14 protein-coding genes and 1 tRNA gene are annotated in these 13,411 nt (G+C 65.6%); 5 read left to right on the top strand and 10 right to left on the bottom strand.

The features are described 5' to 3' along the window. Window positions 1-25 precede the first annotated feature (25 nt). Together smc and ftsY are read left to right on the top strand one after the other, a co-directional pair. Window positions 26-3,592, top strand: a complete 3,567-nt coding sequence (gene smc, locus DEBA_RS09865) for a chromosome segregation protein SMC (RefSeq protein ID WP_013258780.1) — start codon at window positions 26-28, stop codon at window positions 3,590-3,592. A gap of 180 nt (window positions 3,593-3,772) precedes the next feature. Next, window positions 3,773-4,777, top strand: a complete 1,005-nt coding sequence (ftsY, locus tag DEBA_RS09860) for a signal recognition particle-docking protein FtsY (RefSeq protein ID WP_222832003.1) — start codon at window positions 3,773-3,775, stop codon at window positions 4,775-4,777. Between the two features lie 3 nt (window positions 4,778-4,780). Here the strand turns inward: ftsY and DEBA_RS09855 are convergent, their stop codons facing one another. Then, window positions 4,781-5,968 (bottom strand): THUMP domain-containing class I SAM-dependent RNA methyltransferase, encoded by a 1,188-nt coding sequence (locus tag DEBA_RS09855; protein ID WP_013258778.1) that lies wholly within the window; start codon window positions 5,966-5,968, stop codon window positions 4,781-4,783. A 50-nt stretch (window positions 5,969-6,018) separates the two neighbouring features. Between DEBA_RS09855 and DEBA_RS09850 the strand changes: the two genes are divergently transcribed. The 3 genes from DEBA_RS09850 to DEBA_RS09840 all read left to right on the top strand — a co-directional run bounded on the left by DEBA_RS09850 (window position 6,019) and on the right by DEBA_RS09840 (window position 7,590). Further along, a complete protein-coding gene (locus DEBA_RS09850) occupies window positions 6,019-6,291 on the top strand; it encodes a TMEM165/GDT1 family protein (protein WP_013258777.1) in 273 nt (90 codons plus the stop codon). Between the two features lie 216 nt (window positions 6,292-6,507). Beyond that, window positions 6,508-6,867 carry a hypothetical protein gene (locus DEBA_RS09845; RefSeq protein WP_148227836.1) on the top strand — a complete coding sequence of 120 codons (360 nt, stop codon included), beginning with the start codon at window positions 6,508-6,510 and terminating at the stop codon, window positions 6,865-6,867. A gap of 33 nt (window positions 6,868-6,900) precedes the next feature. Then, entirely contained in the window at window positions 6,901-7,590 is a 690-nt protein-coding gene (locus tag DEBA_RS09840; protein ID WP_013258776.1) for an SDR family oxidoreductase, read from the top strand. 192 nt (window positions 7,591-7,782) lie between these two features. Here DEBA_RS09840 and DEBA_RS09835 read toward each other — a convergent pair. The 9 genes from DEBA_RS09835 to hpf all read right to left on the bottom strand — a co-directional run bounded on the left by DEBA_RS09835 (window position 7,783) and on the right by hpf (window position 13,398). Then, window positions 7,783-7,867: transfer RNA gene (locus DEBA_RS09835), tRNA-Leu, on the bottom strand. Between the two features lie 21 nt (window positions 7,868-7,888). Beyond that, window positions 7,889-8,302: a preprotein translocase subunit SecG gene (gene secG, locus DEBA_RS09830; protein WP_013258775.1), complete on the bottom strand. Its 414-nt coding sequence runs from the start codon at window positions 8,300-8,302 to the stop codon at window positions 7,889-7,891. A gap of 25 nt (window positions 8,303-8,327) precedes the next feature. Continuing rightward, the gene (gene tpiA / locus DEBA_RS09825) at window positions 8,328-9,080 is read right to left on the bottom strand and encodes a triose-phosphate isomerase (RefSeq protein ID WP_013258774.1); all 753 of its coding nucleotides are present in this window, start codon (window positions 9,078-9,080) and stop codon (window positions 8,328-8,330) included. 10 nt (window positions 9,081-9,090) lie between these two features. Continuing rightward, entirely contained in the window at window positions 9,091-10,332 is a 1,242-nt protein-coding gene (locus tag DEBA_RS09820; RefSeq protein ID WP_013258773.1) for a phosphoglycerate kinase, read from the bottom strand. A 200-nt stretch (window positions 10,333-10,532) separates the two neighbouring features. Continuing rightward, window positions 10,533-11,048 (bottom strand): ribosomal protein S18-alanine N-acetyltransferase, encoded by a 516-nt coding sequence (gene rimI / locus DEBA_RS17080; RefSeq protein ID WP_050762308.1) that lies wholly within the window; start codon window positions 11,046-11,048, stop codon window positions 10,533-10,535. Then, entirely contained in the window at window positions 11,029-11,427 is a 399-nt protein-coding gene (locus tag DEBA_RS09810; protein ID WP_013258771.1) for a PTS sugar transporter subunit IIA, read from the bottom strand. Before DEBA_RS09810 ends, rimI begins: the two co-directional genes overlap by 20 nt. After that, window positions 11,424-12,320, bottom strand: a complete 897-nt coding sequence (gene rapZ / locus DEBA_RS09805; RefSeq protein WP_013258770.1) for an RNase adapter RapZ — start codon at window positions 12,318-12,320, stop codon at window positions 11,424-11,426. The genes DEBA_RS09810 and rapZ overlap by 4 nt, the downstream gene beginning before the upstream one ends. Window positions 12,321-12,375: 55 nt before the next feature. Then, window positions 12,376-12,837 carry a PTS sugar transporter subunit IIA gene (locus DEBA_RS09800; RefSeq protein ID WP_013258769.1) on the bottom strand — a complete coding sequence of 154 codons (462 nt, stop codon included), beginning with the start codon at window positions 12,835-12,837 and terminating at the stop codon, window positions 12,376-12,378. Window positions 12,838-12,855: 18 nt separating this feature from the next. Beyond that, the gene (hpf, locus tag DEBA_RS09795) at window positions 12,856-13,398 is read right to left on the bottom strand and encodes a ribosome hibernation-promoting factor, HPF/YfiA family (RefSeq protein WP_013258768.1); all 543 of its coding nucleotides are present in this window, start codon (window positions 13,396-13,398) and stop codon (window positions 12,856-12,858) included. Between the last annotated feature and the right edge of the window lie 13 nt (window positions 13,399-13,411).

Here is a 13,411-nt window from a genome sequence, read left to right as displayed (position 1 = left end):
ATGCTTTGCGCGGTTGGAGGCGGTCATGAAGGTCAAACGACTGGAAATCAGCGGCTTCAAATCCTTTGCCCAGCGGGCGGTGTTGGATTTTCCCGACGGCCTGTGCGCGGTGGTGGGGCCCAATGGCTGCGGCAAATCCAACGTGGTCGACGCCATCCGCTGGGTGTTGGGCGAGCAGTCGGCCCGTCAGTTGCGCGGCCAGGCCATGGAGGACGTGATCTTCAACGGGGCCCAGTCGCACAAGCCCACCGGCCTGGCCGAGGTGTCGATCGTCTTTGAAAACGCCGGGACCATCAGCGCCCCGCAATACGCCGACTTGGCCGAGATCATGGTCACCCGCCGGCTCTATCGCAACGGCGAAAGCGATTATCAGATCAACCGCCGGCCCTGCCGGCTCAAGGACATCCAGCAACTGCTCATGGACACCGGCCTGGGCAACCGGGCCTACGCCATCATCGAGCAAGGCAAGGTGGCTTCGTTCATCGACTCGCGGCCCGAAGAGCGCCGCCTGTGGGTCGAGGAGGCCGCCGGCATCACCCGCTACAAAAATCAAAAAAAACAAAGCCTCAAGAAGATGGAAGGGGCGCGGGAAAACCTCGACCGCCTGCAAGACATCATCATCGAGGTGGACTCGCAGATGGCCCGGCTGCAACGTCAGGCCAAAAAAGCCATGCGTCACAAAGAGTTGCGCGACAAAATCCGCGAGCTTGACTTGGCCCTGGGCAGTTTTGAGTTCGCCGCCCTGGGCCAGGCCCACGGCGAGGTGAGCGCCGAACTGGCCGCCGCCACGGCCCAACTGGAGCTGACCCAGCGCAATCTGAGCATCCAGGAGACCGACCTGGAGCGGGCGCGCCTGGCCATGCTGGAGGCCGAGCAGCTCATCGACCAGGCCGGGGCCAAACGCCTGGAGACCCAAGGGGCCATCCAGCGGGCCGAAAACGAGCTGACCCTCTTGGGCCGCGAGGCCGAAAACATGCGCCGCCTGGCCCAGCGCCTGGGCGGCGAGCGCGACGAACTGGTCGGTCGGCTAAAGACCATGGGCGAGGATATGGCCAAGGCCGCGGCCAGGGCCGAACGCTGCCGCGCCGAGGCTCAGTCGGGCCAGCGCCTGGCCGAGGAGGCCGCCGAGCAGGTGGCCCTGGCTCAGGAATCGCTGCGCGTGCGCCAGCGTCGGGCCGACGAGGCCAAGCACCGCCTGGTCGATCATCTCTCGCGGCGGGGCCAGATCAACAACCGCCTGGGCGACCTGGAGCGGCGTCAGGCCGAGATTCGCCGCCGGCAAGAACAACTGGCCATCAGGCGCGGCGAGTTGGAGGACGAACTGGCCCAGGCCGAGGACGATCTGGCCCAGGCCGTCCAGCGCATCAAGGAGTTGACCGCCGATCTGGCCGCGGCCCAGGCCCGGGCCGACGCCTTGCAGCAGCGCCAGAAAAGCCAGCAGGATGGTCTGCGCGCCCTGCGGCGCGACGAGGACGATCAAGCCAAGGCTCATCAGGCCCTGTCCGCTGGCGTCGAGGCCCTGGAGTTGAGCCTGGGCTCGTTGAACTGGGCCGCCGAGTCGGTGCGCCAGGTCGTGGCCGCGGCCCAGGCCGGTCAACTGCCGGTGGCCTTGCTCGGGCTGGTGGTCCAGCGGGTGGAAGCCAAGCCTGGCCATGAGGAACTGCTGGCCCTGGCCCTGGGGCCGTGGTTGCAGGCGCTCATCGTGCAAGGCGCGGCCGAGGCCGAGGCGCTGACCCACTGGGCGGCGCGAGAAGGCCTGGGGGCGCTACGCGTGGTGGCCCTGGATCGGCTGGCCACGCGGGGGGTGGCCGCGCCGGCCGAGGCGACGCGGGCGGTGGAGCTGGCCACCTTCGCGCCGGGGCTGGAGGCGTTGGCCCACTTGCTGGAGGGCGTGGGTTGCTGCGCCGACCAAGCCGCGGCCTGGGCCGCCGCGCCGGGGCTTTTGCCGGGGCAGGCCGTGGTGGCCGCCGGGGGGCTGCGCTTGGATGGCCCGGCCTTGCTCACCTTGGCTGGCGATCAGGGCCAATCGGGCGGCTCGGTGCTTGGCCAGCGCAACGAATTGACCAAGCGCCGCCAGCAACTGGAGCAGTCTCGGCTGCTGCTGGATGATCTGAGCGCCCAGCGCCAGGCGCTTCAGGCCGACATGGCCCGCGTCGAGGCCCAGGCTACCGAGGTGGCCAGCCAACTGCAAGCCGGACAGCGAGAACTGCAACGGGCCAGGCAGCATTCAAGCGCCCTGCAAGAGGCCGCCGGCCAACGCCGCCGTCGCCTGGAAGGCCTGGAGTTCGACCATGGCGAGGCCTTGGAGGAATTGGCCCAACTGCGCCAAGAGCAAGAAGATTTGGCCGCCGAGGCCGAGGAGTTGGAACAAATCGGCCAACGGCTGGAGGATGAGCTGAGCCAGGCCCAAGAGGCCCTGGACGAGGCCCGCGAGGCCCTGGAGGACGCCCGCACCCGCGAAAGCGAGGTCAAGCTGCGCGCGGCTTCTCGCCAGAGCGAGGCCGATCACGCCGCCCAGGAGGCCAAGCGCCTGGAGCGCGAGACGGCCGCGGCCGGCCAGCGCCGTCAATCGCTCGACGACGAGATAGCCGGGGCCGACGAGTCGGTCCGGTCGTTGTTGGCCCGCCGCCAGGGCGAACAAACGCGCCTGGGCGGGCTTTACGAGCAACTGGACAGCCTGGAGGCCGCCTATAATCAAGCCCGCCAGGGTCACGGCGAGATTCAGGCCCGGGCCATGGCCCTGGAGGCCGAAATCAAGGCCGCCAGGGCCGGTCAAAAGAGCATCGAGGCCGAAATCCAGGCCCACGAATTCAAGCGCCGCGAGTTGGAAATGCGCCGCGACCAACTGCGCGAGCAGGTTCTGGAGCGCTGCCGGGTGGATCTGGCCCAGGATCTGGCGACCCATCTGCCGGCCGGGCCCTTTGACCCCCAGGCCAACCGTCAGCGTCTGGACAAGCTGCGGGTGCTTCTGGGCCGGTTGGGCCCGGTGAACATGGAGGCCATCGTCGAGCACGAGGCCCTGCAAGAGCGCCATCGTTTTCTGACCGAGCAAAAGGCCGACCTGGACGCCTCGCTGGATGACCTGCGCCAAGCCATCCGCAAGATCAACCGCACCAGCCGCGACCGCTTCATGGACACCCTCGAAGAAGTCAACCAGCGCCTGGGCACGGTGTTTCCGGTGCTCTTCGGCGGTGGCTCGGCCAGGCTGGTCTTGGACGAGGGCGTCGATCCGTTGGAGGCCGGCCTGCACCTGCTGGTGGAGCCGCCGGGCAAAAAAGTCAAGAACCTGGAGGCGTTGAGCGGCGGGGAAAAAGCCCTGGCCGCCGTGGCCGTGCTGTTTGCCCTGTTTTTGATCCGGCCCGCGCCCTTTTGCATCCTCGACGAGGTGGACGCGCCCCTGGACGAGGCCAACACCGGCCGTTTCCTGGACTTGGTGCGCCAGCTTGGCCAGCATTCGCAGATCATCACCATCACCCACAACCGCCGCACCATGGAGATCATGGACGTGCTCTACGGCGTGACCATGGAAGAGCGGGGCATCAGCAAGCTGCTCAGCGTCTCGCTCATGGAAGGCGCCTCCATGGCCGCCTAGGCCCGATATGCTTGACGCGGCGGCTTGGGCCATTTACATTTGCCGAGCGGGCCCGCCTCCATGGCGGCCCGCTCTCACACGTTAAAAGGGGCTGGCGGCATGGGTATTTTTGGATTCGGACGGAAAAAGAAACAACAACAAGCCGACCAGGCCATTGAAACGGGGCAGAGCCAAGCGCCCGTGGCAGCCGAGGCCGCCGTTGACGAGGCCGCGCCGCCGGCGGCCGTGAGCGATGCGCCGGCCACGTCGGTAAGCGACCCCGCGCCGGAGGCCAGAAAAAAGGGCCTGCTGGCCCGCCTGGCCGAGCGTCTGGGCAAAACCCGCGAAAAAATCAGCGGCTCCATCGACAAAATCGCCATCGGCCGCAAGATCGACGACGAGGTGCTCGACGAGTTGGAAGAGGTTCTGGTCACCGCCGATCTGGGGGTGAAAACCACCGCCGAGCTGATCGGCGGCCTGCGCGGCAAGGTGCGGCGCAAGGAGCTGGCCGACGCCGAGGCGCTGAAAGGGGCCCTGCGCGCGGGCATCGAGGAGATCTTCGGGCGGACGGCCGCCCCGCCGGCCATGACCGCCAAGCCCCACGTGATCATGGTGGTGGGCGTCAACGGCGTGGGCAAGACCACCACCATCGGCAAACTGGCCAGCCACCTGAGCGCCCAGGGCAAAAAAGTGATGCTCGGCGCGGCCGACACCTTTCGCGCGGCGGCGGCCGAGCAACTGGAGATCTGGGCCCAGCGGGTGGGCTGCCCCATCGTGCGCCAGAAAGAAGGGGCCGACCCCTCGGCGGTGGCCTACGACACGGTGGAGGCGGCCGTCGGCCGGGGCGTGGACGTGGCCATCATCGACACCGCCGGCCGGCTGCACACCAAGGTCAACCTGATGGACGAGTTGCGCAAGATCCACCGCGTCATCGGCAAAAAAATGGACGGCGCGCCCCACGAGGTGATCCTCGTCCTCGACGCCACCACCGGCCAAAACGCCCTGAATCAGGCTAAAATGTTCAACGAAGCCGTGCAGTTGACCGGTCTGATCCTGACCAAGCTCGACGGCACGGCCAAGGGCGGCGTGGCCGTGGCCATCGCCGGCGAGTTGAAGCTGCCCATCTGCTACGTGGGCGTGGGCGAGCATTTGGACGATCTGCGGCCCTTTGACGCCCGCGAGTTCGCCGAGGCCATTTTCGGCTGAAAACTAGCCCGCCACTTGGCCGCAGAACATGGTGACCTTCAGCCCGCCGTGGGGAACTTCCAGGCTGGCTATTTGTTCCAGACCCAGCAACTCGGCCCATTGAGGCAGATAGAGCACGACGCCGCAACGCCAGCCCCGGTAGTGTTCGGCCAAATGCCGGCCGATGCGCCGGACGATCTGCTCGGCCTGGCTCACGCTACCCAGGCGTTTGCCATAGGGCGGGTTGATGACCACCAGCCCGGCCGTGGCGGTGGGGGCTGGTCGCTCGAAAAAGTCGGCTTGGCCCCACTGGATGCTTTGCGCCACCCCGGCGCGGGCGGCGTTGGCCTGGGCCAGCTCCAGGCCCGATTTCAGCCGGTCGCCGGCGAAAATGGGCGCTGGCGGCACGGCTAGGGCATTGGCGGCGGCGGTTTTTTGCAGGTGGGCCCAGGCGGCCGGACGGTGAAAGGCCAGGCGCTGGAAGGCGAAGTCGCGGCCAAGGCCCGGTGGCAGGGCGCGGGCCATCAGCGCCGCCTCGATGGCCAGGGTGCCGGCTCCGCACATGGGGTCGAGCAGGGGGCGCGAGCCGTCGTAGCCGCAGAGCATCAGCAGGGCGGCGGCCAGGGTCTCGCGCAGGGGGGCCTTGGCCGTGGCCTGACGATAGCCGCGCTTGTGCAGATGCGCGCCGCTGGTGTCCAGGCTGATCGACGCCCGGCGATCGACTCCCCTGACCTGAAGGATCAGCGCGTCGTCCTGGCCGGGCAGGGCCTTGACCGGCGCGGTCAATCCTTGACGCTCCATGGCCTTGGCCGCGGCCCAAAATATTTCCTCGGCCACGCGGCCGGCGTGGTGCAGGTTGCTTTCGTGCAGGCTGACCCGCACGTCCAGTGACGAGCCGTCGGCCGGCAGCAGCAGCTCCCAGGGCACGGCCGCGGCCTGGCGGGTCAGGTCGGCCCAGGTGCGCACGCGAAAGTCGGCCAGGCGCATGAGCACACGCCCGGCCGTGCGCAGCCAGAGGTTGGCCTGGAGCATGGCCTCCAGCCGGCCGTGGAAGGCCACGCCGCCGGCCAAGGACGTGGTCTGGGCCGCGCCCAGGTTGGCCAACTCGGCGGCGCAGAGATCTTCGAGCCCCGGCGCGGTGACGGCGAAAAAGTCGTGCTCGGGGGCCTGGATGTGGCGCTTGACGCGCCGTTGCAGGTTGACGTCGGACATATCAATGGCCCCGCGCCGCCAATCGGCGCGATGAAAGGGTTGGGACGCAAATGGACTGGAAGATTCTGGCCACCACCTTTGGGGCCATTTTTTTGGCCGAACTGGGCGATAAGACCCAACTGGCCTGCATCCTCATGGCGGCCAAGACCGGCAAGCCCTGGACGGTATTTTTGGGCACGTCCCTGGCCCTGGTCATGGTCTCGCTGATCGGCGTGCTGCTGGCCCAGGCCTTGGTCAATTTTCTGCCCACCGAGTGGATCAAGCGCGGCGCGGCCGTGGGCTTCATGGTCATCGGCGCGCTGATGCTTTGGGGCAAGCTCTGAACCGACGGTGGCGGACGAAAAACGCCATCCATAAATGATACACCGACCGCGCAAAACGGCCGGTGTTTTTATTATTGGCGCGCGAGGCTCCGCCTCCTGAATGTTGTTAGCAATGGCGTAGTTAACGTTGGGCCAGCCTTTGGAGCTGGCGGCCGGCAAGCAAGGGCGGCATGGCGTCGCTGGCGGATTGGCTGTTTTGTTGGCCCGTAAGCGCGGTTGAACTACCATCGAAATGAACCGATTGCAGCGGGTTTTGACGGCAGTCAACCAAGCTGCGCAAGGGGGTTGCCGGAGCGGCCGCGGCCGTGGGCCAAGATTGTGGCCAGGGTCGGGGCGGACGAGGCGTTCAAGAACAAGCTGAAGGCCGACCCCGTGGCGGTGCTGCGGGCCGAGGCCGCCAACCTTGGCGAGGTTGAACTCAAGGAGCGTTTGGCCGCCACATGGCTCTTCTGGTGCCGCCGGTCATGCTGGCCCGGCCGCGACAGGTATTACGCCGCGCCTGCGCCTCGCTCCTGGCCGCGTAAGCCGACCAACCCGATTTTTTCCATCCCCCGCCGCGCCGACGAAGTGGTATAGGTCGCTTACAAAGTGAAATGGGGAGATGAGGCCATGCTCAAAGGCAAAAAAGTGCTGATCATCGGTGGCGGATCGGGCATCGGTCTGGCCGTGGCCAAGTTGGCTCAGGCCAACGGAGCGGAACTGGTGGTGGCCTCGCGCGGGGCTTCGGCCCAGACCCGGCGGTTGTCCGAGGCCGTTGGCGCGGCGGTGCGGACCCACGATTTCGACATAACCGCGCCGGATGATCATGGACGATTGTTCCAAGAGATTGGTGAAATCGACCATCTGGTGATTGCGGTGAGGCCCGCGGTCAGGCCAGCGCCGTTGCTGGCCATGGACTTGGCCGAGGTCAGGCGGGTCTTTGAAACCAAGTTTTGGGGCCCCTGCGGTTTGATCCGTGTCGCCCATGGTTTTATTCGTAAGGCCGGCACGATAACCCTGACCAGCGGCGTCGCCGGCGCAAAGATCTATCCAGGCGCATCAGCCATGGCCTTGGTCAACAGTCTTACCGAGACGCTATGCCGGGTGCTGGCCGTGGAGTTGGCTCCGGTGCGGGTCAACGCGGTCAGCCCCGGCTTTGTCAAGCCAAAGCCGGCCGAAATGGCGCACATGGCCGAAAAGCTTCCACTGGGGCGCTTTGCCGATGCCGGCGAGGTGGCCGCGGCGTTTTTGGCGTTGATCACCAACCCGTACCAGACAGGGACGGTGGCGGTGGTCGATGGCGGGGCATTGCTGACCTAGTTCGCGTGGCCTTTTTGGGCAAGGTTTCGCGGCCGAAGCGTCGGCCAAAAGTCGATGCGCGACATCGCTTGCCCCGCGCGGCGAAAGACCGTATGCGCAAGGAATGGCGCCACTCCGGCCGTTCAGCCCAAAAAGCGACGAAGCCGAACCATTTCTGGCCGGCTTCGTCGTTGTTTCTTGGGCATCTATACTTGGTGCCGTGGGCCGGATTTGAACCGGCACGGGTCTCCCCACCGCCCCCTCAAGACGGCGTGTCTACCATTTCCACCACCACGGCGTTTTTGCTGATCCTGATAAACTACTTGCCCTCGGCTGGCTTGGCTGGGGCCGCCGGCGCTTGCGGCGCGGGCTTTTCCGCCGGAGCCACGCCTTTATCGGTGGCCGTCGGGGCCGGGGCCGTCGCATCGGCCTTGGGCGGGGCCGGCGGCGCGCTTTCCTGCTGGGCGGCGGGCTGCGCCACGTCGGCCATGACCGATTTGGAGCCCTTGCCGCCGGCGGTGATGGCCAGCGTCAGCGAAGTGACCATGAAGATCACCGCCACGATGGTGGTCATCTTGCCCAGAAACGTCTGGGCCCCGGAAGAGCCGAAGACGGTCTGCGAGGCGCCGCCAAAGGCCGCGCCCAACGACGCGCCCTTGCCGGTTTGCAGCAAGACCACCAGCACCAAAATGGCGCAGGCCACCAGATGAAGCAAAATCAGCGCGATTTGCATTGGCGCATTCCCAATCGAAAAAGCCTCAGACGGCCGCAATTATACCAAGGAAACTGTCCGCGTCCAGTGATGCGCCGCCAACAAGAGCGCCGTCGATATCTTTTTGACGCAAAAGGCCGGCCGCGTTGGCCGGCTTGACACTACCTCCATACAGGATTCCGCACGAGTTTGCAACCTGATTGTCAAAACGGGCGGCCAGCCAGGCGCGGATAAAGGCGTGAACCTGCTGGGCCTGCTCGTCACTGGCGGTCAGGCCCGTGCCGATGGCCCAGACCGGCTCGTAGGCCAAGGTCACTTTGACCATCTCGGCGGCGCTCAGGCCGGCCAAGCCGCCGGCCAGTTGGCTGGCCAGGACGTCATCGGTCTGGCCGGACTCGCGCTCGGCCTGGGTCTCGCCCACGCAGACGATGGGCTTGAGCCCGTGGCGCAAGGCGGCCGCCAGGCGCATGCGCACGGTCTTTTCCGTCTCGCCGAAAAACTGCCGGCGCTCGGAGTGGCCGATGATTACGTGGCTGGCCCCGACAGAACGCAACATGGGGCCGCTGATTTCGGCCGTGAAGGCCCCTTCGTCTTGCCAGTGCAGGTTTTGCCCGCCCACCTGCACGTGGCTGCCGGCCACGGCCCGAACCACGGCCTCCAGGCAGACGAAGTTCGGGCACAAGAGCACATCCAGGCCCTGACGGGCCGGTCCGGCGGCCACGGCCTTGGCCAAGGCCACGGCCTGGTCGATGGTCTTGTACATCTTCCAGTTGCCGGCCACCATGATTCGACGGTTCATGACGCCTCCCCTAACCACGTTGTTTGGTGAAGCATTTTTCGTCACGCTCGCCCTTGACCTCCATGCCCGTGGCCCCGCCCAGGGCCTCGACCGCCGGCAGCACATCGCCGGTGAGCATGGCCAAAAACGCGCCGCCGCCGGTGGAGATGTAGCTGATGTTGTCGGTCTCGCCAAGGCGGTGGATGGCCACGTCGGTGTCGCCGCCGCCGACGATGGACAGGGCGTAGCTCTGGGCCACGGTGGAGACCATGTTGTAGGTGCCGCGACTGAAGGCGTCCATCTCGAAAGCGCCCATGGGGCCGTTCCAGATGACGGTCTTGCAGTTGGCCAGGGCCTCGCGGTAGAGCATGCTGGTGGCCGGGCCAATGTCGAGGATCATCCAGTCGTTGGGCACTTCCTGGACGGTGGTGATCATGGTCTCGGCCTTGGGGTCGAAACGGTCGGCGACCACGCAGTCGACGGGGATGTAAAGCTTGACGCCAAGCTCCTTGGCCTTGCGCAGCAGACAGTTGGCCACCGGCACCAGTTCGGGCTCGAACATGCTGTTGCCGACGCTGTAGTCCACGCCCTTGAGGAAGGTGTTGGCCATGGCCCCGCCGACGATGATCTTGTCCACGTGATTGAGCAGGTTTTCCAGGGCCTCCAGCTTGGTGACGGCCTTGGCGCCGCCAATGACCGCGGCCAGGGGCCGGGCCGGGTCGATCATGGCCCGCCGGAAGTAGTCCAGCTCTTTTTTCATGGTGAAGCCGGCCACGCTCACTGGCGCGTATTGGGTCACGCCCACCACCGAGGCGTGGGCGCGATGGGCCACGGCAAAGGCGTCATCGACATAAACATCGCACAGCCGGGCCAGGGCCTGGCTGAACTCGGGGTCGTTTTTGGTCTCGCCATCGTGAAAACGCAGGTTTTCCAGCATGATAACCCCTGGCGAAGTCATCTGCGAGACCATTTTCTCCACCTCGGGGCCCACGCAATCCGGGGCCAGGGCCACTTCTTTCTTGAGCAGGCGGCCCAAGCGGCGGGCCACCGGGGCCATGCTCAGCGACTCCACGCGCTTGCCCTTGGGGCGGCCCATGTGCGAAGCCACGATGACCTTGCCGCCTTCGTCGAGGACATAGTTGATGGTGGGCAGAGCGGCGCGGATGCGGTTGTCGTCGGCGATGTTGCGTTCTTCGTCCAGGGGCACGTTGAAGTCGACGCGGATCAGGACGCGTTTGTCTTTCAAGTCTTCGAGCTGATTGATATATTTCACAAAACCACCCCCTTGGTTGGCGAGGCCGGCCGCTGTCTTCGGGTCGGTCGAATCAATTGTCGGCCAGCGCCTGGTCCAGGGCGACGCGGCCGGCCGTCAAAAAAACGCGGGCGTCAATGGACATGCGGTAAATTACCCTGCATTTCCAATGAATTGCCGCAAAAAGATTATACGATGGATCGCCCCCGGGCACAATCCTTTTAAGCCCCCGCCGCCGGCCGGCCGTCGTCCAGGGCCAACTCCATGACCAGGGCGTCCTCGCCCTCGGCGGCGTAATAGTCGGGTAACAGGCCGGTTTGGCGAAAGCCGAAGCGCTCGTAGAGCAGGGCGGCGGCCCGATTGCCGGCCCGCACCTCCAGGCGCATGCGTTTGGCCCCCCGCCGCTTGGCCAGATGCAGGCCGTGACTCAGCAGCCGCCCGGCCACGCCCCGCCGTCTGAAGGCTTCATTGACGGCCAAATTCTGCAGTTGGGCCAGGCTTTCGCCCGGCGCCAGCCAGATGATCAGATGGCCGACGACCAAGCCGGCCGGCGGCAACAAGGCCACCAAGGGCAGGCTGTTGGGGTGCAGGGTGTGGGCCAGAAAAAAATGCTCGGGCCACGGCGCGCTGAACGACGCCCGCTCGATGGCCGACACCTGGCGTAGGTGATCGCGGCCCATGACCGTCACGCACACGTCCAGGGGCTGGGCCGGCTTGTCAGGAGGCGAGCAGCTCACTGGCCGCCGAAATGCTGTCGTGACCGGCCTGGCGCACGGCGCGGCTCAGTTCGGCCAGGGCCTTGCCTTGCCGGCTGGTGGCCGCTTTGATGACCATGGGCAGGTTCACGCCGGTGACCACGTCGACCTTGCCTTCGTCAAAATAGGCCAGCGAGATGTTGTTGGGCGTGCCGCCGAACATGTCGGTGAGGATCAACACGCCATCGCCGCCGTCGACCTTGGCCTGGGCCGCCTCGAGTTGGGCGCTTAAAAAGTCGGTTTTGGACTGGGGCTCCAGGGAGATGGTCTCGATCCGCTCGATCTTGCCCAAAATGAATTCGGCCGCGTTGACCAACTCCCGGCCCAGCCGGGCGTGGGTGATGACGATAATGCCGATCACGACTTTGCCCCCTCGTCCAAATCGCGGTGACGGACGGTGACGGTGGTTTCGGCCGACGAGAGCTGGCGGGCCAGCCATTCGGCCAGGGCCACCGAGCGATGGCGGCCGCCAGTGCAGCCGATGGCCACGGTCAGGCGGCTTTTGCCCTCGTTTTGATAGTGGGGGATCAGGAACTTGAGCAGATCCAAGAATCGCCCCAAAAAGGCCTTGGTCGCCTCCTGCGATAGGACAAACTCGGCCACCGGCTCGTCCTTGCCGCCGAGCGGCCGCAGTTCGTCGACAAAATAGGGGTTGGGCAGGAAACGTACGTCCATGACCAGGTCGGCCTCGCCGGGCAGGCCGAACTTGTAGCCAAAGGACATGATGTTGACCTGCATGCCCGCGGCGGCGTCGGAGTCGCTGTAGAGCCCGGCGATGGCCCGGCGCAGTTGGTGGATGGTGAACTTGCTGGTGTCGAGGACTTGATTGGCCATGGCCCGGATGGGCTCCAGCAGGGCGCGTTCGCGCCGGATGCTGGCCGCCAGGCCGTCGTTGGCCCTGGCCACGGGGTGGGCCCGCCGCGTCTCGGAAAAACGACGCAGCAGCACGTCATCGCTGGCCTCGAGGAAGAGCATCTCCAATGGAAAGCCTTCCTGCAGCAGTTCGCTAAAAACGCCAGGAAAAATCTCGGGGAAAAGATGGCCGCGGATGTCCATGCCCAAGGCCACCTTGAACGAATCGTCGAGCTGCTTGAGCGGCAGGTTGACAAACGACGGCAACAACTGGGGCGGCAGGTTGTCCACCGCGTAATAGCCCAGGTCTTCCATGGCCTTGAGCACCGAGGACTTGCCCGAACCGGAAAGCCCGGTGATGACAACGAAGCGGCCTCGGCCATGCTGTTTTTCGTCGGTCATCCCAGGCTCCCGGCCGCGGCCCGTGGGCCATCGGGCGACAGGCGCGCCCTCGCGGTCAAAACTCCTCGTCTTGGGCGGCGACTATCTCGTAAATTTCGATGGCGTCGGCGGCCTCCAACAGCTCGCGGCGCACGGCGGTGCTTTTCAAAAGCCGCGAGATGCGCGCCAAGGCCTTGAGGTGGACGCCGGCCGAGTTTTCCGGGGCCACCACCAAAAAGAACAGATGGGCCGGTTTGGCGTCCAGGGAGTCGAAATCCACCCCCGCCAGCGAACGGCCAAAGGCCAGCATCAGCTCGCCGACCTTGTCGGTCTTGCCGTGGGGAATGGCGATGCCGTCACCGATGCCCGTGGAGCCAAGGCGCTCCCGTTCGATGAGCACCTCCATCAGCCGACCGGGCTCCAGGTCGGGGTGGGTGCTGGCCAGGGACTGACAAAGCTCCTCCATCACACCGCGCTTGGTGCGCGAGCGGAGGTCGGCGATGATGTGATCCTTGCTGAGTATGTCGGTTAGCTTCATAATGCCGCGGCTTGTTCGTTATTGGGGCTCGATCAAGCCAAAATTGCCATCGGAGCGCCGGTAAATGACATTGAGCGTGTCGGTGCGGGCGTTGATGAAAACCATGAAGTCGTCCTCGGAAAGATCCAACTGCATGGCCGCCTCGTCGACATCCATGGGCTTGGCCGTAAGGCTCTCGGACATGACCGTGGCCGGCTGGGGGCTATCGACCAGGGCTTCGGGCTGGTAGACCGCCACCTGGTAGGGCACCTCGCGGCCCTTGCGCCCGTTGCGGCCGAAGTTGGTCAGCTTGTCGCGATAGCGGCGCAACTGACGTTCGAGCTTGTCCATGACCAGGTCGATGGCGCTATAAAGGTCGCCAGTGGTTTCGCTGCCGTGGATCTTCAGGCCGCCGGCGAAGATATTGACGTCCACTTCGTGGCGGTGCTTTTGCACCTGGAGCGTGACATTGGCCTCGATCGGCCCGTCCAGGTACTTCTGGACCTTGCCGACCTTGTCGCGAGCGTATTCCTTAATGGCCTCGGATGGTTCAACATTGCGAAACGCAACCTGAATCTGCATGGCAACGGCCTCC

Source organism: Desulfarculus baarsii DSM 2075, assembly GCF_000143965.1.
GTDB lineage: Bacteria > Desulfobacterota > Desulfarculia > Desulfarculales > Desulfarculaceae > Desulfarculus > Desulfarculus baarsii.
This window is presented reverse-complemented; position numbering and strand designations above follow the sequence as displayed.

Excerpts from the sequence above, each read along its gene's own strand:
- DEBA_RS09850 (WP_013258777.1), top strand. The coding sequence starts at position 6,019 with ATGGACTGGAAGATTCTGGCCACCACCTTTGGGGCCATTTTTTTGGCC.
- DEBA_RS09855 (WP_013258778.1), bottom strand. The coding sequence starts at position 5,968 with ATGTCCGACGTCAACCTGCAACGGCGCGTCAAGCGCCACATCCAGGCC.
- smc (WP_013258780.1), top strand. The coding sequence starts at position 26 with ATGAAGGTCAAACGACTGGAAATCAGCGGCTTCAAATCCTTTGCCCAG.
- secG (WP_013258775.1), bottom strand. The coding sequence starts at position 8,302 with ATGCAAATCGCGCTGATTTTGCTTCATCTGGTGGCCTGCGCCATTTTG.
- rapZ (WP_013258770.1), bottom strand. The coding sequence starts at position 12,320 with ATGACCGACGAAAAACAGCATGGCCGAGGCCGCTTCGTTGTCATCACC.
- DEBA_RS09840 (WP_013258776.1), top strand. The coding sequence starts at position 6,901 with ATGCTCAAAGGCAAAAAAGTGCTGATCATCGGTGGCGGATCGGGCATC.
- tpiA (WP_013258774.1), bottom strand. The coding sequence starts at position 9,080 with ATGAACCGTCGAATCATGGTGGCCGGCAACTGGAAGATGTACAAGACC.
- DEBA_RS09800 (WP_013258769.1), bottom strand. The coding sequence starts at position 12,837 with ATGAAGCTAACCGACATACTCAGCAAGGATCACATCATCGCCGACCTC.
- hpf (WP_013258768.1), bottom strand. The coding sequence starts at position 13,398 with ATGCAGATTCAGGTTGCGTTTCGCAATGTTGAACCATCCGAGGCCATT.